This is a genomic window from Pseudomonas sp. 06C 126 (assembly GCF_001855215.1).
Taxonomy (GTDB): domain Bacteria; phylum Pseudomonadota; class Gammaproteobacteria; order Pseudomonadales; family Pseudomonadaceae; genus Aquipseudomonas; species Aquipseudomonas proteolytica.
The window spans coordinates 1-16,941 of sequence record NZ_MIFU01000096.1 but is presented as its reverse complement, the minus strand read 5'-3'; the positions used below and the strand labels follow the sequence as shown (position 1 = coordinate 16,941).

Annotated in this window: 15 protein-coding genes; 7 read left to right on the top strand and 8 right to left on the bottom strand. The window is 60.6% G+C overall.

Annotation, left to right across the window (positions count from 1 at the left end; all coding sequences use genetic code 11):
- Positions 1 to 41 precede the first annotated feature (41 nt).
- From recO to lptF, 7 genes are all read right to left on the bottom strand, one after another.
- A complete protein-coding gene (recO, locus tag BHC62_RS18105) occupies positions 42 to 731 on the bottom strand; it encodes a DNA repair protein RecO (protein ID WP_029297471.1) in 690 nt (229 codons plus the stop codon).
- A 188-nt stretch (positions 732 to 919) separates the two neighbouring features.
- On the bottom strand, positions 920 to 1,822 hold the full coding sequence (gene era / locus BHC62_RS18100; protein WP_029297473.1) for a GTPase Era: 903 nt from the start codon (positions 1,820 to 1,822) through the stop codon (positions 920 to 922).
- Complete coding sequence (gene rnc, locus BHC62_RS18095; protein ID WP_029297476.1) at positions 1,815 to 2,504, bottom strand: ribonuclease III; 690 nt, start codon at positions 2,502 to 2,504, stop codon at positions 1,815 to 1,817. The genes era and rnc overlap by 8 nt, the downstream gene beginning before the upstream one ends.
- A gap of 154 nt (positions 2,505 to 2,658) precedes the next feature.
- Positions 2,659 to 3,513: a signal peptidase I gene (lepB, locus tag BHC62_RS18090; RefSeq protein WP_029297478.1), complete on the bottom strand. Its 855-nt coding sequence runs from the start codon at positions 3,511 to 3,513 to the stop codon at positions 2,659 to 2,661.
- A gap of 5 nt (positions 3,514 to 3,518) precedes the next feature.
- On the bottom strand, positions 3,519 to 5,318 hold the full coding sequence (lepA, locus tag BHC62_RS18085) for a translation elongation factor 4 (protein WP_029297480.1): 1,800 nt from the start codon (positions 5,316 to 5,318) through the stop codon (positions 3,519 to 3,521).
- Positions 5,319 to 5,470: 152 nt separating this feature from the next.
- Positions 5,471 to 6,550, bottom strand: coding sequence for an LPS export ABC transporter permease LptG (gene lptG, locus BHC62_RS18080; protein ID WP_029297482.1), 1,080 nt, complete (start codon positions 6,548 to 6,550; stop codon positions 5,471 to 5,473).
- Positions 6,543 to 7,661 (bottom strand): LPS export ABC transporter permease LptF, encoded by a 1,119-nt coding sequence (lptF, locus tag BHC62_RS18075; RefSeq protein WP_029297484.1) that lies wholly within the window; start codon positions 7,659 to 7,661, stop codon positions 6,543 to 6,545. The genes lptG and lptF overlap by 8 nt, the downstream gene beginning before the upstream one ends.
- Positions 7,662 to 7,943: 282 nt before the next feature.
- Between lptF and BHC62_RS18070 the strand changes: the two genes are divergently transcribed.
- From BHC62_RS18070 to rlmF, 5 genes are all read left to right on the top strand, one after another.
- Positions 7,944 to 9,434 carry a leucyl aminopeptidase gene (locus BHC62_RS18070; RefSeq protein ID WP_029297486.1) on the top strand — a complete coding sequence of 497 codons (1,491 nt, stop codon included), beginning with the start codon at positions 7,944 to 7,946 and terminating at the stop codon, positions 9,432 to 9,434.
- A 156-nt stretch (positions 9,435 to 9,590) separates the two neighbouring features.
- Positions 9,591 to 10,019, top strand: a complete 429-nt coding sequence (locus BHC62_RS18065) for a DNA polymerase III subunit chi (RefSeq protein ID WP_029297488.1) — start codon at positions 9,591 to 9,593, stop codon at positions 10,017 to 10,019.
- Positions 10,020 to 10,026: 7 nt separating this feature from the next.
- Positions 10,027 to 10,410 carry a DNA polymerase III subunit chi gene (locus BHC62_RS18060; RefSeq protein WP_070995713.1) on the top strand — a complete coding sequence of 128 codons (384 nt, stop codon included), beginning with the start codon at positions 10,027 to 10,029 and terminating at the stop codon, positions 10,408 to 10,410.
- Positions 10,411 to 10,623: 213 nt separating this feature from the next.
- The gene (locus BHC62_RS18055) at positions 10,624 to 13,470 is read left to right on the top strand and encodes a valine--tRNA ligase (protein WP_070995712.1); all 2,847 of its coding nucleotides are present in this window, start codon (positions 10,624 to 10,626) and stop codon (positions 13,468 to 13,470) included.
- A 215-nt stretch (positions 13,471 to 13,685) separates the two neighbouring features.
- A complete protein-coding gene (gene rlmF, locus BHC62_RS18050; protein ID WP_029297495.1) occupies positions 13,686 to 14,702 on the top strand; it encodes a 23S rRNA (adenine(1618)-N(6))-methyltransferase RlmF in 1,017 nt (338 codons plus the stop codon).
- Between the two features lie 109 nt (positions 14,703 to 14,811).
- On the opposite strand, the gene BHC62_RS18045 is transcribed toward rlmF, so the two are convergent.
- On the bottom strand, positions 14,812 to 15,093 hold the full coding sequence (locus tag BHC62_RS18045; protein ID WP_029297497.1) for an HU family DNA-binding protein: 282 nt from the start codon (positions 15,091 to 15,093) through the stop codon (positions 14,812 to 14,814).
- Between the two features lie 396 nt (positions 15,094 to 15,489).
- Here BHC62_RS18045 and yejK point away from each other — a divergent pair, with 396 nt between their 5' ends.
- Together yejK and BHC62_RS18035 are read left to right on the top strand one after the other, a co-directional pair.
- Positions 15,490 to 16,494, top strand: coding sequence for a nucleoid-associated protein YejK (yejK, locus tag BHC62_RS18040; protein WP_029297499.1), 1,005 nt, complete (start codon positions 15,490 to 15,492; stop codon positions 16,492 to 16,494).
- On the top strand, positions 16,494 to 16,844 hold the full coding sequence (locus BHC62_RS18035; protein WP_070995711.1) for a glutaredoxin family protein: 351 nt from the start codon (positions 16,494 to 16,496) through the stop codon (positions 16,842 to 16,844). The genes yejK and BHC62_RS18035 overlap by 1 nt, the downstream gene beginning before the upstream one ends.
- The last annotated feature ends 97 nt before the right edge of the window (positions 16,845 to 16,941 follow it).

Genomic DNA, 16,941 nt, shown 5'->3' with positions numbered 1-16,941 from the left:
CTGAAAAGGGAAAGAATCGGCGCACAGCATACACGGGGATGTCAGGGCTTTCGAAACAACTCGCGACTGACCAGAGGCCGGCCGCCCAGATGCACGGCCAGGGCCTGGCGCATCAGGCGCTTGGCGGCGGACAGGGCGCCAGGCGCGCTCCAGTCGGCCTCGGCCATCGCCAGCAACTCAGTGCCCTGGAACAGGCCCGGTTGCAGCAGGTAGACCCGCTCCAGCCCGGCATCCACTTGCAGGCGGTACATGCCGTCGCTGGCGATCGGTTCGCCGTGCAAGTCATTGCTCAGTTCGAAGCCGTAGCCCAGGTCGTCAAGCAGGCGCCATTCGAATGCGCGCAACAGCGGCTCCAGCGGGCGGCCTTCGGCCAGGGCCAACAGGGTGGCAGCGTAGTGATCGAACACCGCAGGGTGCGGGTCCTCGGCGGGCAGCAGGCGGATCAGCAGTTCGTTGAGGTAGAGGCCACTGAACAGCGCCTCGCCATTGAGCCAGGCAGAAGTGCCGATGCTTTCCAGGCGCCCGACGTTTTTCAGCTCGCCCTTGCCACGAAATTCCACGTCCAGGGCCACGAATGGTCGCGCCAGCGTCCCCGCCTTGCCCCGCGCACTGCGCAACACCGCGCGCAGGCGGCCTTGGGGCGTGAGGAAGTCCACCAGGGCGCTGGTCTCGCGGTAGGCGCGGCTGTGCAGCACGTAGGCGGGTTGGCTGGGAGGTGGGGATTGGGACATGAATGTCTCTTCGCAGAACTTAAGAACAGCGATAAACCAATGTGGGAGCTGGCTTGTGTGGGAGCTGGCTTGCCTGCGATGCAGACGCCTCGATGTATCAAGTAGACCGAGGCGATGCTATCGCAGGCAAGCCAGCTCCCACACAAGCCCGCTCCCACATTTTGTCCTGCGATGTGACTGGAGACTGATTACAGGTCGCCGTAGCCCAGGGAGCGCAGTGCGCGCTCGTCATCGGACCAGCCACCCTTAACCTTCACCCACAGGTTGAGCATGATCTTGGAATCGAACAGCAATTCCATGTCCTTGCGCGCTTCGGTGCCGATGCGCTTGATGCGCTCGCCCTTGTCGCCAATGATGATTTTCTTCTGGCCGTCACGTTCGACGAGGATCAACGCATGAATGTGCAGGGTCTTGCCCTGCTGCTTGAACTCTTCGATTTCCACGGTGATCTGGTACGGCAGCTCGGCGCCCATCTGGCGCATGATTTTCTCGCGTACCAGCTCGGCGGCAAGGAAACGGCTGCTGCGGTCGGTGATCTGGTCTTCCGGGAAGAAGTGCTCGTTCTCCGGCAGGTAGCCAGCGATCACCCGCTCCAGGGCTTCGAGGTTGTGCCCGTGCTGGGCCGAGATCGGCATGATCTGGGCGTTCGGCAGTTGTTCCTGCAACCAGCTCAGGTGCGGCATCAACTCGGCTTTGTCTTCGATGCGGTCGGTCTTGTTCAGCGCGACGATCAATGGCCCGGTGACGTACTGCACACGCTCCAGCACCATCTGGTCTTCATCGGTCCACTTGGTGCGGTCAACCACGAAGATCACCACGTCGACGTCTTTCAACGCCGCCGAAGCAGTCTTGTTCATGTAACGGTTCAGGGCTTTCTCGCCGCCTTTGTGCATGCCCGGGGTGTCGACATAGACCGCTTGCACGTTGCCTTCGGTCTTGATGCCCAGCATGTTGTGGCGGGTGGTCTGCGGCTTGCGCGAGGTGATCGCCAGCTTCTGCCCCAGGATATGGTTCAGCAGCGTGGACTTGCCCACGTTGGGACGGCCGACGATGGCAACATAGCCACAGCGTGTTGCGGTTGAATCAGTCATGGCCATTCTCCACGCCCAGGGCAATCAGTGCTGCAGCGGCCGCTACCTGTTCGGCAATACGACGGCTCACACCCTGACCTCGGCTTTTTTCGTTCAATAAGGTGACTTCGCATTCGACGAAGAACACACGGCAGTGCGGTTCACCCTGGATATCCACCACTTCGTAGCGTGGCAGTTCGCAGCCGCGCGATTGCAGGAATTCCTGCAGGCGGGTCTTGGGATCCTTGTTGGTATCCACCAGGGTCAGGCTGTCGATTTCCGACGCCAGCCAGGCCATGACCCGCTCCTTGGCCACTTCCATCCCGGCATCCAGGTAGATCGCACCGATCAGGGCTTCCAGGGCATCGGCCAGGATCGACTCGCGACGGAAACCGCCGCTCTTCAACTCACCGGAACCCAAGCGCAGGTACTCGCCCAGGTCAAAACCACGGGCCAGCACGGCCAGGGTCTCGCCCTTCACCAGGCGCGCGCGCAGGCGCGACAGCTGGCCTTCACGGGCCAGGGGGAAGCGGTTGAACAGGGCTTCGCCAGCGGCGAAGTTGAGAATGGCATCACCCAAAAATTCCAGGCGTTCGTTGTTGCGCCCGGCAAAACTGCGGTGTGTGAGGGCAAGGACCATCAATTCCTGGTCCTTGAAGGTGTAGCCGAGCTGACGCTCAAGACGACTCAAAGAAACGCTCACGGTTTACCTACTTTCAGTACGTGGCGGCAAAGGCCATCGACGATTAACGCTGTGTTCAAATTCAAATCCTGGCAATGCTGTGTGTTGCTCGAGGCCCGACCAATGTCCAAGCCCCAGAAAAGCATTCGGCGCTGTGTTCACAGCGCCGCATGGATTACTTGATCAGCCCCACCCGCGAGAAGTTCGGCAGGTGGCTGAGTTTGGGTTCCGGCCAGCTCATCCAGACCGCGAAGGCCTTGCCGACGATATTCTGGTCGGGAACCATGCCCAGCAGCTCCTTGGGAATGCTTGGATCGTCCCAGTAGCGGCTGTCATTGGAGTTGTCGCGGTTGTCGCCCATCATGAAGTAGTGCCCGGCAGGCACGGTCCACTGGTTGTCGGGCGGCGAACGGTAGCGGCTCATTTCCTTGCGGATCTGGTGCTCTACCGCCCCGAGTTTTTCCTCGTACAGCTCGGCGCTGCCCAGGGTGTTCGGCTCGGAACCGATGAGTTTCTCGGCCACCGACTCGCCATTGACGAACAGGCGCTTGTCGCTGGTGTAGCGGATCACGTCACCCGGCAGGCCGACCACACGCTTGATGTAGTTGACGTTCGGATCGCTTGGGTAGCGGAACACCATCACATCGCCGCGTTGCGGATCACCCACCTCGATGATTTTCTTGTCGATCACCGGCAAGCGGATCCCGTAGGAAAACTTGTTCACCAGGATGAAGTCGCCGACATCCAGGGTTGGCTTCATCGACCCCGAAGGGATCTGGAACGGCTCCACCAGAAACGAGCGCAGCACCAGCACGATGAACAACACCGGGAAGAACGACTTGCCGTATTCAACCAGCAAGGGCTCTTTGTTCAGCTTCTCGATCACCACGCCATCGGGCTGGCTGACGCTGCCCTGATAGGACGCGATGGCCGCCCGACGACGCGGGGCGAAGAACACCAGATCGAGCAGCGCCAGGAGACCACAGACGGCAACGGCGATGACCAGCAACAGCGGGAAATTTAGTGACATAGGACCTAACTATCCAACCTGAGCACCGCAAGGAAGGCTTCTTGTGGAATTTCCACGTTGCCCACTTGCTTCATGCGTTTTTTACCGGCCTTTTGCTTCTCAAGCAGCTTGCGCTTACGGCTCACGTCGCCACCGTAGCATTTGGCCAGTACGTTCTTTCTGAGTGCCTTGACGGAGGTCCGCGCAATGATCTGTCCGCCAATGGCGGCCTGGATCGCGACGTCGAACATCTGGCGCGGAATCAGTTCTTTCATCTTCTCGGTAAGCTGGCGGCCTTTGTAGTGCGCATTGTCCTTGTGGACGATGAGCGCCAGGGCATCCACCTTGTCACCGTTGATCAATACATCGAGCTTCACCAGATTGGCCGATTGATAACGGTCGAAATGGTAATCCAGCGAAGCATAGCCGCGACTGGTGGATTTGAGACGGTCAAAGAAGTCCAGGACCACTTCGTTCATCGGCAAATCATAGGTCACTTGGACCTGGGTACCGAGGAACAGCATGTCGTGCTGCACGCCACGCTTTTCGATACACAGGGTAATGACGTTACCCAGGTGCTCTTGCGGCACAAGAATATTGGCCCGCACGATCGGTTCGCGCATGTCTTCGATGGACGACAGATCCGGCAGCTTGGACGGGTTGTCGACGTAAATCGTTTCACCGGTTTTCAGCGCCAGCTCAAAAATAACCGTCGGCGCGGTGGTGATCAGGTCCAGGTCGTACTCGCGCTCCAGGCGCTCCTGGATGATCTCCATGTGCAGCATGCCCAGGAACCCGCAGCGGAAACCGAAGCCCAGGGCGTCGGAGCTTTCCGGGGTGTACTGCAACGACGAGTCGTTGAGGGTCAGCTTCTGCAGGGCTTCGCGGAAGTCCTCGAAGTCGTCGGAGCTGACCGGGAACAGGCCGGCGTAGACCTGTGGCTGGATGCGTTTGAAACCTGGCAGCACGTCGACATCAGGCGTCGAGCTCAAGGTCAGGGTGTCACCGACCGGTGCACCGTGGATGTCCTTGATACCGGCGATGATGAAGCCTACTTCACCGGCTTTCAGGTCAACGGTGGCGGTGTGTTTCGGGTTGAATACACCGACGCTGTCCACCAGGTGGATCTTGCCGGTGGACTTGACCAGGATCTTGTCGCCCTTCTTCACCCGGCCATGGCGCACACGTACCAGGGAGACAACGCCCAGGTAGTTGTCGAACCAGGAGTCGATGATCAACGCTTGCAGCGGATCTTCGATGTTGCCGGTGGGGGCCGGAATGGTCTTGACCAGGCGCTCAAGCACTTCGTCGACGCCCAGGCCGGTCTTGGCGCTGCACTCGACGGCGTCGGTGGCGTCAATGCCGATGATTTTTTCGATTTCTTCCTTTACCCGGTCCGGATCGGCCTGTGGCAGGTCGATCTTGTTCAGCACCGGCATGACTTCCAGGCCCTGCTCGATGGCGGTGTAGCAGTTGGCCACGGACTGGGCTTCTACACCCTGACCCGCGTCCACCACCAGCAACGCGCCTTCACAGGCCGCCAGGGAACGGCTGACTTCGTAGGTGAAGTCGACGTGGCCCGGGGTGTCAATGAAGTTCAGTTGGTACTTGATACCGTCTTTGGCGGTGTAGTACAGGGTAACGCTGTGGGCCTTGATGGTGATCCCGCGCTCGCGTTCGAGGTCCATGGAGTCCAGGACCTGGGCTTCCATTTCACGCTCGGCAAGGCCGCCGCACATCTGGATGAATCGATCGGCCAGCGTCGACTTACCATGGTCAATGTGGGCGATGATGGAGAAATTGCGGATATGACTCAAATCACTCACGGATCAACACTCAAAAAGGCTGCAGGCAGATTGCCCGCTGAAAAATAGCCGGGAATTGTACCTGATGCTCGGGCCAGACGTCATCTTTGGCGACCAATAACAAAAATGCCCCGTTCTTGCGAATGGGGCATTTTTTGTTCAACACGCGCGGATCAACCGGCCCGCCGCAGCAGCCAGAACCCGGCCAGGGCACAGATGCCGGTCGGCACCAGCACCGCAAACAGCGGCGAGAAGCCGAATACCAGGCTCGACGGCCCCAGCAGGTCCTGGGCAATGCGGAAGGTGAAACCGACCAATACCCCGGTAAATACACGCTGGCCCAGGGTTACCGAGCGCAACGGGCCGAAAATAAACGAAATCGCCATCAGCACCAGCGCGGCGGTCACCACCGGCTGCAACACCTTGACCCAAAATGCCAACCAGTAGCGGCCGTTGTTCAGGCCCTGCTCCTTGAGGTAGTGGATATAGCTCCACAAACCGGAGATCGGCAGGCTTTCCGGGATCATCACCACGGTATTGAGCAGTTCCGGCTTGAGCGCGATGTCCCAGGCCTGGGTCGGCTCGTTGATCACTTCGGTGCTGGCCTCGGTGCCTTTGCCAGGATTGCGGAAATGGGTGGTGGTGACATCGCTCAACACCCACTGGTTGTCACTGAACTGTGCCCGCTTGGCAAAGCTCGACGACAGCATGTGGCGCTCGTCATCAAAGCGATAGCGGGTGACACCCACCAAAAGGCCGCCGGGTTGCACCGCGTTGATGTGAATGAATTCATCACCCTGGCGGTGCCACAGGCCCCGCTTGGAGCTCTGGGCATCGCCCGAACCCTGGGCCAGCGCACGGTTGGCCTGGGCTGTGGTTTCCGCCGGTGGCGCCACGTATTCGCCGATCAGCACGCTGGCGGCCATCAGCAGCAGCATGGGTTTCATCACGGCCCAGACGATACGGGCAATGGACACCCCGGCTGCGCGCATGATGGTCAGTTCGCTGTTGCTGGCCAGGCTGCCCAGGCCGATCAGGCAACCGATCAGCGCCGCCATCGGCATCATGTCGTAGAGCCGGCGCGGCGCGGTCAGCGCCACGTAGCTCAGTACGTCAGTGACCGTATAGGTATCGGTGACGTTGCCCACTTCATCAATGAAGGCAAACAACGACGCCAGGCCGAGGATGATGCCCAATACCGCCAGGATGGCGACCAGTACGCTGCTACCGATGTAGCGATCCAACTTACCCACGAGCCATCTCCTTCATGCCGCGACGGCTCTGCATTTTCAAACGAATCGGTTCCCAGTACAGCAGGCCCAGGCCAATCATCAGGAAGATGCCGTGGACCCACCACAACCCCAGGGTCGGCGACAGCTTGCCCTTCTCCAGGGAGCCACGGGCGGAAATCAGGATGGTCAGGTAGGCCATGTACAAAAGGATCGCCGGCAGCAACTTGAGGAAGCGGCCCTGACGCGGGTTGACCCGGGACAGTGGCACCGCCATCAAGGTGACGATAAACACCAGCAACGGCAGGGAAATACGCCATTGCAGCTCGGCAATCGAGCGCCGTTCCTGGCTGCCGATCAGGGCCTGGGTCGGGATCGCATCGCGGTCGGTGACCTCGTTGCTCACATCCGGCCGGGCCAGCATGACGCCATAGGTGTCGTACTTGATGGCGCGGTAGTCGGCCTGGCCGGGGCTGCCGTCGTAGCGGTAGCCGTTTTCCAGGATCAGGTAGCGGCTGCCGTCCGGACGCACTTCCTGGCGCCCGCTATCGGCCACCAACACGGAAATGCCACGGTCTTTCTTGTCCTGGCCCAGGCGTTTCTCGGAGATGAATACACCACCGAGGTTGGCCCGATCATCGGTCATGCGCTCGGTGTAGGTCACCCGGGTGCCGTCGTTGAGCGCCTGGAAGCGGCCCGGCTCGAGGGTATCGAACTCGGTCATGGCGTCCTGCTTGTTGAGCACCAGCTGAAACTGCATGGCGCCCTGGGGGGCCAGGCTCAGGCTCAGCCAGGCCACCACCAGCGCCACGCCGGTGGCCGGAACCATGGTCATGGCCAACAGCCGCTGCTGGCTCATGCCGGTGGCCGACAGTACGGTCATCTCGCTTTCGAGATAGAGCCGGCCATAGGCCAGCAGGATCCCGAGAAACAGACCCAGGGGCAGGATCAGTTGCAGGAAGCCTGGCAGGCGAAAACCCATGATCAGGAACAGAGAACCCGGATCCAGGGCACCCGAGGCAGCCTGGGCCAGGTATTTGACGAAACGACCACTCATGATGATGACCAGCAATACCGCACTCACGGCACTCAGGGTCAGCAGGACTTCGCGGGACAGATAACGGAAGACGATCAAACCAGACACTCCAGGGTTGTCAGGCTAAGGCGGCCAAACAAGCAAGCATATCAAGTCGCCCCGTTGACACGGGCCGGCGAAAAAGATGGCGCATTATCCTGTGATTGTCGGCGCCTGTCACGGAGCTTGCTCACACCGGTGCACAAAGCTGGCTTCAAGGGTTGTCAGGCTCGGGCGGCGCGGTACAAACTGCGGGCTTTGTCGCGGTCACCCACAGGTGGCCCAGCCTACAGGCCGGAGTACAGACTCCAGGCTCTTTGACCTTATATAAGGGACCCGAACATGGAATTGGTTGTAAAAAGCGTTAGCCCCGAAACGTTGAAGACCGCCACCCTCGTGGTCGCCGTCGGCGAAGGCCGCAAGCTCGGCGCCGCCGCCAAACAAGTCGACGAACTGAGCGGTGGCGCCATCAGCGCCGTGCTCAAGCGTGGCGACCTGGCCGGCAAAGTCGGGCAAAGCCTGCTGCTGCAAAGCCTGCCCAACCTTAAAGCCGACCGCGTATTGCTGGTAGGCGTGGGCAAGGACGCCGAACTGGGCGACCGCCCGTTCCGCAAGATCATCAGCGGTATCCTCAGCACCCTCAAGGGCCTGGGCGGCAGCGATGCGGCACTGGCGCTGGACGAAATCGTGGTCAAGGGCCGCGACAGCTACGGCAAGACCCGCCTGCTGGCCGAAACCCTGCTGGATGGCGGCTACACCTTCGATCAGTTCAAGAGCCAGAAAGCCGAACCCCGCGCCCTGAAGAAAATCACCCTGCTGACCATCAAGGCCGCCCAGGCTGAAGTGCAGCGCGCCGCCACCCACGCCCAGGCCATCGCGGCCGGCATGGCGTTCACCCGCGACTTGGGCAATATGCCACCAAACATCTGCCACCCAACCTACCTCGGCGAACAGGCCAAGGCCCTGGGCAAAGAGTTCAAGGGCCTGAAAGTCGAGGTCCTGGACGAGAAGAAGATCAAGGACCTGGGCATGGGCTCGTTCTATGCCGTGGGCCAGGGCAGCGACCAGCCACCGCGCCTGATCGTCATGCAATACAACGGCGGCAAGAAGGCCGACAAACCGTTCGCCCTGGTCGGTAAAGGCATCACGTTCGACACCGGCGGTATCAGCCTCAAACCGGGCGCCGGCATGGACGAGATGAAATACGACATGGGCGGTGCCGCCAGTGTCTTCGGTACCCTGCGTGCCGTGCTCGAACTCAAGCTGCCGATCAACCTGGTGTGCATCCTGGCCTGTGCCGAGAACATGCCGAGCGGCGGTGCTGCCCGCCCCGGTGACATCGTGACCACCATGAGCGGCCAGACCGTGGAAATCCTCAACACCGATGCCGAAGGCCGCCTGGTGCTGTGCGATGCCCTGACCTACGCCGAGCGCTTCAAGCCGCAAGCGGTGATCGACATTGCTACCTTGACCGGCGCCTGCATCGTGGCCCTGGGCTCCCATACCTCGGGCCTTTTGGGCAACAACGACGAACTGGTCGAACAACTGCTCAGCGCCGGCAAGGCTGCCGACGACCGCGCCTGGCAATTGCCGCTGTTCGATGAGTACCAGGAGCAACTGGACAGCCCGTTTGCCGACATCGCCAACATTGGCGGGCCAAAGGCCGGCACCATCACCGCCGCCTGCTTCCTGTCGCGGTTTGCCAAGAACTTCAACTGGGCCCACCTGGATATCGCCGGCACGGCCTGGACCAGCGGCGGCAAGGACAAGGGCGCTACCGGTCGTCCGGTTCCGCTGCTGACCCAGTACCTGCTGGATCGCGCCAAGGCCTAAACATCACGGCCCCTGCTTGAGCCTGTAGGAGCGAGCTTGCTCGCGAAAAACGTCAACGATAACGCGTACAGCCTGAATAAACGCGTTGCTCTTGAGTTCTTCGCGAGCAAGCTCGCTCCTACAGGGGAAAGCATGCAGGCCGCTGCAGGACATGTAATGACCCAAGTCGACTTCTATATATTGCCCAGCGCCGATCCGTCGGCTCGCCTGGACTTTGCCTGCAAACTCACGGAAAAGGCCTGGCGCATGGGCCACCGCATCTACCTGCATTGCAGCGACGCCGCCCAGCGTGACGACCTCGATGCCCGCCTGTGGCGCTTTAAGGGTGAGAGTTTCGTGCCCCACGGCCCCGCAGAATCTGAGCCCGAAGGGCTGGTGGTGCTGGGTTTGGGCGACAGTTGTGGTGATCACCATGACCTATTGGTCAACCTGGACCTGAAAGTGCCGGCCTTCGCCAAGGGTTTCGCCCGCGTGGCGGAAGTGGTGGTGGAAGATCCGGCTATTCGTCAGGCCGCGCGGGAGAGTTTCCGTTTCTACCGCGAACAGGGCTATTCTCTGCAAGATCACCGATTACAGCGACTCTGAGCACATGATGGACACTTCCAACCCGCTAAAACCCTCCGACCACCTGCTGGACGACCTTGAGTCGATCCGCCAGTTGCTGGGTGATGACAACCTGCAACCGCCGCTGCTGACCGATACCGTCGCAGAAGAGGTGCAGATCCCCCTGCTGTTCGACCTGGTCAACGCCAAGCCCGCCGCTGTCGAGCCTGTGGAGCCGCCCGTCGTCCAGGCAGAGCCCGCCGCCGAAAAAGCCCCCGATGCCCTGCTGCTGCACCTGGACAACGAACTGCGCGCCGCAGCGCAATTGATCATGCAGGACGTGATCGACGACTTTGCCCCGCATATCGAAACCGAGATCAAGCGCCGGATGGATGCGCGCATGGAGCGGTTGCTCAGCCAGTACCAGTCCTAAGCCACATAGATATCCCCTGTAGGAGCGGGCTTGCCCGCGATGGCGGTGGATCAGTCGATTTGTCGATGACTGACACACCGCTATCGCGGGCAAGCCCGTTCCCACATTTGCCCCGCGCCAGCCTTGGCCCCTCTCTTCGTCTCGCCCTCTCCCCTATCCCCCGTTATACTTGTCGGCTTTCCTGAATAAATGCCAACTAGGGTCCCGCCGCGCATGGATAAGACCTACCAGCCGCACGCCATTGAAACTTCCTGGTACAACACCTGGGAATCCGAGAATTACTTCGCCCCTCAAGGCGCGGGTGATTCCTACACGATCATGATCCCGCCGCCGAACGTCACCGGCAGCCTGCACATGGGTCACGGTTTCAACAACGCGATCATGGACGCCCTGATCCGTTTCCGCCGCATGCAGGGTCGCAACACCCTGTGGCAGCCGGGCACCGACCATGCCGGCATTGCCACCCAGATGCTGGTGGAACGCCAACTGGAAGCCACCGGCCAGAGCCGTCACGACCTGGGCCGCGAGAAATTCCTGGAGAAGATCTGGGAGTGGAAGGATCAGTCCGGCGGCAATATCAGCCGTCAGATCCGTCGCCTCGGTTCGTCCGTAGACTGGAGCCGCGAGCGCTTCACCATGGACGATGGCCTGTCGGAAGCGGTCAAGGAAGCCTTCGTGCGCCTGCATGAAGATGGCCTGATCTACCGCGGCAAGCGCCTGGTAAACTGGGACACCAAGCTGCACACCGCTATTTCCGACCTTGAAGTGGAAAACCACGACGAGAAAGGTTTCCTGTGGAACCTCAAGTACCCGCTGGCCGACGGCGCCAAGACCGCCGAGGGCAATGACTACCTGATCGTCGCCACCACCCGTCCGGAAACCATGCTCGGCGACTCTGCCGTGGCCGTTAACCCGAACGATGAGCGCTACCAGGCACTGATCGGCAAATTCGTCGAGCTGCCACTGGTTGGCCGTCGCATCCCGATCATCGCCGATGATTACTGCGACCCTGAATTCGGCACCGGCTGTGTGAAAATCACCCCGGCCCACGATTTCAACGACTATGAAGTCGGCAAGCGCCACAACCTGCCGCTGCTGAACATCTTCGACAAGAACGCCGCCATTCTGCCGGCCTGCCAGGTGTTCAACCTCGACGGCACGCTGAACGACAGCATCGACGGCAAGATCCCGGCCGAATATGCCGGCCTCGACCGTTTCGAAGCGCGCAAGCAGATCGTTACCGCCTTCGATGCCGCAGGCTTGCTGGTCAGCGTGGATGACCACGCCCTGAAAGTGCCGAAAGGCGACCGCTCCGGCACCGTGATCGAGCCGTGGCTGACCGACCAGTGGTACGTGTCCACCAAACCGCTGGCAGAACCTGCGATTGCTGCCGTGGAAGATGGCCGCATCCAGTTCGTGCCCAAACAGTACGAAAACATGTACTTCTCGTGGATGCGTGATATCCAGGATTGGTGCATCAGCCGTCAACTGTGGTGGGGCCACCGCATTCCGGCCTGGTACGACGAGTCGGGCAAAGTTTATGTAGGGCGTGACGAAGCCGAAGTGCGAGCCAAGCACAACCTCGGCCCGGACGTGGCGCTGCAACAGGACAACGACGTACTGGACACCTGGTTCAGCTCTGGCCTGTGGACGTTCTCCACCCTGGGCTGGCCGCAGCAGACCGAATTCCTGAAGAAGTTCCACTCCACCGACGTGCTGGTCACCGGCTTCGATATCATTTTCTTCTGGGTTGCCCGGATGATCATGCTCACCATGCACTTGGTGAAGAACGAGGACGGCACCCCGCAGGTACCGTTCAAGACCGTGTACGTGCACGGCCTGGTGCGTGATGGCCAGGGCCAGAAGATGTCCAAGTCCAAGGGCAACGTCCTTGACCCGCTGGACATCATCGACGGCATCGACCTCGAAACCCTGGTGCAAAAGCGCACCTCGGGCCTGATGCAGCCGAAACTGGCGAAGAAGATCGAGAAGCAGACCCGCGACGAGTTTGCCGACGGCATCGCCAGCTACGGCACCGACGCCCTGCGCTTCACCTTCTGCTCGCTGGCGTCCACCGGTCGCGACATCAAGTTCGACATGGGCCGCGTCGAAGGCTACCGCAACTTCTGCAACAAGATCTGGAACGCAGCGCGCTACGTGCTGGACAAGGGCGAAGACTGCGGCCAGAACGGCGAAGCCTTCGAACTGAGCCTGGCGGATCGCTGGATCATCTCGCAGTTGCAGCGCACCGAAGCCGAAGTGACCCGCCAACTCGACCAGTTCCGTTTCGACCTGGCCGCGCAGGCGCTGTACGAGTTCATCTGGAACCAGTATTGCGACTGGTACCTGGAACTGTCCAAGCCCGTGCTGTGGGACGAGAACGCGCCGATCGAGCGTCAGCGCGGCACCCGCCGCACCCTGGTGCGCGTGCTGGAAGTGGCGCTGCGCCTGGCGCACCCGTTCATGCCGTTCATCACCGAAGAAATCTGGCAGCGCCTGGCGCCGCTGGCCGGTATCGAAGGCAAGACCATCATGCTGCAACCTTGGCCAGTGGCCAATGAAGCACGCATCGACGAGGCTGCCGAAAGCGATATCGAATGGCTCAAGGCCCTGATGCTTGGCACACGCAACATCCGCGCCGAGATGAACATCGGCCCGGGCAAGCCATTGGCGGTGTTCGTGAAGAACGCCAGCGCCGAAGACCAGCGCCGTCTCACCGAGAACGACGCGCTGCTCAAGAAGCTGGCCAAGCTGGAGTCGATCACCGTATTGGCGGCTGGCGCCGAAGCACCGCTGTCCGCTACCGCACTGGTGGGCGAGATGGAAGTGCTGGTGCCGATGGCCGGCCTGATCGACAAAGGCGCCGAACTGGCGCGCCTGGACAAGGAAATCCTGCGTCTGCAAGGCGAAGTGCAGCGCGTGGGCGGCAAGTTGTCCAACGCCGCCTTCGTGGACAAGGCCCCGGCCGAAGTCATCGACAAGGAACGCGCCAAGCTGGCCGAAGCCGAACAGGCGTTGGGCAAGCTGGCGGAGCAACATGCGCGGATTTCCAGCCTGTAAGGGCCGGCCTGCGTTAAAAAAGAGGCCTTCGGGCCTCTTTTTTTGTGTTGAAAACCCAATCAAAGTGGGAGCTGGCTTGCCTGCGATGCAAGCGACTCGGTCTATCAGGCAGATCGAGGTGATGCTATCGCAGGCAAGCCAGCTCCCACATTTGCCCGGGTCGGGCTCAGGATGTGTGACAATGGCCGCCACTTTGAGCCAACACCAGAATCATCATGACCGCCCCCAGCACACCCAAACCGCCCCGCAAGAAGCCGAAAACCGCCGCCACGGCCAAGCCCGTCGTGCCGCGCAAGGAAGCGACCCTGCATCCGCGCAACCGCCACCAGGGCCGCTACGACTTCCCCGCGCTGATCAAGACCACGCCAGAACTGGCCCAGTTTGTGATCATCAACCCCTACGGCAAGGAAAGCATCGACTTCGCCAGCCCGGACGCGGTGCGGGTGTTCAACCGGGCGCTGCTCAAGGCGTTCTATGGCGTGCAGCACTGGGACATCCCCGCAGACTACCTGTGCCCACCGGTGCCGGGCCGTGCCGATTACGTGCACTTCCTCGCCGACCTGCTGGCCAGCGTCAACGACGGCAAGATTCCCCGTGGCTCGATCGTCAAGGTGCTGGACATCGGCATGGGCGCCAACTGTGTCTATCCGCTGATCGGCTACATGGACTACCGCTGGAACTTCCTCGGCTCCGAGATTGATCCGACAGCGGTCGCCGCGGCCAAGGCCATTGTGCAGTCCAACGACTTGAGCAAGGTTATCCAACTGCGCCAGCAAACCAATCCCAAGCATATTCTGCTGGGGCTGCTGGAGCCGGGTGAACGGTTTGACCTGACCATGTGCAACCCGCCGTTCCATGCCTCCATGGACGAAGCGACCAAAGGCAGCGAGCGTAAATGGCGCGCCCTGGGCAAGGCCGATCCCAAGCGCAAATTGCCGGTGCTGAACTTCGGCGGCCAATCGGCAGAGTTGTGGTGTGAAGGCGGTGAGGCGCGGTTTGTCACGCAATTGATCGCCGAAAGCGCGCATTTCGCCCATAAAGTGCTGTGGTTCAGCACCCTGGTGTCAAAAGCGTCCAACCTGCCCGCCATCGAGACCGCCCTGAAAAAAGCCGGTGTCCTGGAAAGCCAGGTGGTGGAGATGTCCCAGGGCCAGAAACAAAGCCGTTTTGTGGCCTGGACCTTCCAGACCAAGAACGAGCAGCAGATCTGGCGCCAGCGCTGGGTGCGCTGACCCCGCGTCTGTAGGAGCGAGCTTGCTCGCTCCTACAGATAAAGCAAAAAACGCAGGCAACAAAAAACCGTGCCCGGATCGCTCCGGTGCACGGTTTTTTTACTGCGTCTTACTTGTTGATCGAGTCGGTCAGGCCTTTGGCCACAACCAGCTTGATCACTTTCTTGGCAGCGATTTCGATGGCAGCGCCAGTCGAAGGGTTACGGCCGGTACGGGCTGGACGCTCGGTCACTTTCAGCTTGCCAACACCTGGCAGAGTGATTTCGCCACCGTTTTCCAGCTGGTCAGCAACAACTTGGCTCAGTTGGTCCAGCAGAGCGCGCACGGTAGTTTTCGGTGCGTCTACTGCTTCAGCCAGGTCAGCGATCAGTTGGTCTTTAGTAATAGCCATTGTGGTGTTCCTTCCCTATCAAATTCATTTGGATTGCAGAGTGCAGTGTCAGCCATCGAGCCCGACCGTCATGGCCTGGCACCCCTGGCCATAACCGCGAGAGATCGGGGTTATAGATGCTTGAAACGGGGTTTGGTTCGACCTGACAAATGCTGAATGCACGCTTAACGCCGAGACATCGCGTAAGACGGGGCAAAACTAGCACAGAGACGGGGAAATATCCGCTTCTACCTACCCATTTGGTCAGCTTTATCGCTCTAAACCGTGAAAAAAAGGCATATGGGTCGTCAGAGGCCTCCCGAAACCGCTTCAAACGACGCCGCGACCAACGGGTGCGGTACACTGGCGACTTTTTCCGGGAGGCCAACCGCTCCCGCTCAACCAGCCGAGAAGCCCATGCCGATCCGTCATTGCATCGTCCACCTGATCGACAAAAAACCCGACGGCACGCCCGCAGTTCTCCATGCCCGTGACTCTGAATTGGCCGAGTCCGCTGCCATCGAGAACATGCTCGCCGACCTCAACGAGAGCTATAACGCCAAACAAGGCAAGGCCTGGGGTTTCTTCCATGCCGAGTCCGGCGCGCACCCGTTCAGCGGCTGGTTGAAGGAATACTTCGATGGCGGCAAGGATTTCACCGCCTTCAGCCGAATTGCCGTGGAACACCTGCAAAAGCTGATGGAGGAGTCCAACCTCTCCGTCGGCGGCCATGTGCTGTTTGCCCACTATCAACAAGGCATGACCGACTACCTGGCCATTGCCCTGCTGCACCACAGCGAAGGTGTGGCGGTGACCGACGAGCTGGACGTGACGCCCTCGCGCCACCTGGACTTGGGCCAACTGCACCTGGCAGCACGCATCAACGTGTCCGAGTGGCAGAACAACAAGCAGTCCAAGCAGTACATCTCGTTTATCAAGGGTAAGAACGGCAAGAAGGTCTCGGAGTACTTCCGCGACTTTATCGGCTGCCAGGAAGGTGTCGATGGGCCGGGCGAGACCCGCACCTTGCTCAAGGCGTTCAGCGATTTCGTCGAAAGCGAAGACCTGCCGGACGAGTCGGCCCGCGAGAAAACCAAGACCCTGGTGGACTACGCCAGCAGCCAGGCCAAGCTCGGCGAGCCCATGGGCCTGGAAGAGCTGTCGGGGTTGATCGATGAAGATCGGCCAAAAGCGTTCTACGATCATATCCGCAACAAGGATTACGGCCTGTCGCCGGAAATTCCCGCAGATAAGCGCACCCTCAACCAGTTCCGTCGCTTCACCGGGCGCGCCGAAGGGTTGTCGATCAGCTTTGAAGCGCACTTGCTGGGCGACAAGATCGAGTATGACGAAGCCGCCGGCACCTTGATCATCAAGGGCCTGCCGACCCAGCTCACCGACCAGCTCAAGCGTCGTAACTGATGCTTGGCGGGGTGCTGAAGAAAGTCCTGCTGGTGTTGCTGGTGGTGGTGGCGATCCAGCACTGGGGCAAGATCGAGCGGCTGTTCAACCCCTCGCAGGTGGTCCCGGAGCAAACCCGAGCGTCAGCGCGGGTGGTGCTGTATGCCACCGACTGGTGTGGCTACTGCAAGCAGATCCAGCGATTCCTGGATCAGAAGGGCATTCCCTACAAAAACGTGGATATCGACAAGGATCCCGAAGGCCGCAAGGCCTATCAGGCGCTGGGCGGCGGCGGGATTCCGTTTGTGGATGTGAACGGCACGCTGATTCGCGAATACAACCCGGACGCGATCCTGTCCGCCCTCAAATAACTGTGGCGAGGGGGCTTGTCCCGGTACAAACCGGGGACATCGTTTACATTTCTAACCGGGGACATGGTTTACAGGTTAATACGCATGGTCAGGAGGT

What these genes read in the sequence shown, in the direction of transcription:
- recO (WP_029297471.1), bottom strand. Translation starts at nt 731, where the DNA reads ATGTCCCAATCCCCACCTCCCAGCCAACCCGCCTACGTGCTGCACAGC.
- era (WP_029297473.1), bottom strand. Translation starts at nt 1,822, where the DNA reads ATGACTGATTCAACCGCAACACGCTGTGGCTATGTTGCCATCGTCGGC.
- lepB (WP_029297478.1), bottom strand. Translation starts at nt 3,513, where the DNA reads ATGTCACTAAATTTCCCGCTGTTGCTGGTCATCGCCGTTGCCGTCTGT.
- BHC62_RS18070 (WP_029297486.1), top strand. Translation starts at nt 7,944, where the DNA reads ATGGAATTGGTTGTAAAAAGCGTTAGCCCCGAAACGTTGAAGACCGCC.
- BHC62_RS18065 (WP_029297488.1), top strand. Translation starts at nt 9,591, where the DNA reads ATGACCCAAGTCGACTTCTATATATTGCCCAGCGCCGATCCGTCGGCT.
- BHC62_RS18060 (WP_070995713.1), top strand. Translation starts at nt 10,027, where the DNA reads ATGGACACTTCCAACCCGCTAAAACCCTCCGACCACCTGCTGGACGAC.
- BHC62_RS18055 (WP_070995712.1), top strand. Translation starts at nt 10,624, where the DNA reads ATGGATAAGACCTACCAGCCGCACGCCATTGAAACTTCCTGGTACAAC.
- rlmF (WP_029297495.1), top strand. Translation starts at nt 13,686, where the DNA reads ATGACCGCCCCCAGCACACCCAAACCGCCCCGCAAGAAGCCGAAAACC.
- BHC62_RS18045 (WP_029297497.1), bottom strand. Translation starts at nt 15,093, where the DNA reads ATGGCTATTACTAAAGACCAACTGATCGCTGACCTGGCTGAAGCAGTA.
- yejK (WP_029297499.1), top strand. Translation starts at nt 15,490, where the DNA reads ATGCCGATCCGTCATTGCATCGTCCACCTGATCGACAAAAAACCCGAC.
- BHC62_RS18035 (WP_070995711.1), top strand. Translation starts at nt 16,494, where the DNA reads ATGCTTGGCGGGGTGCTGAAGAAAGTCCTGCTGGTGTTGCTGGTGGTG.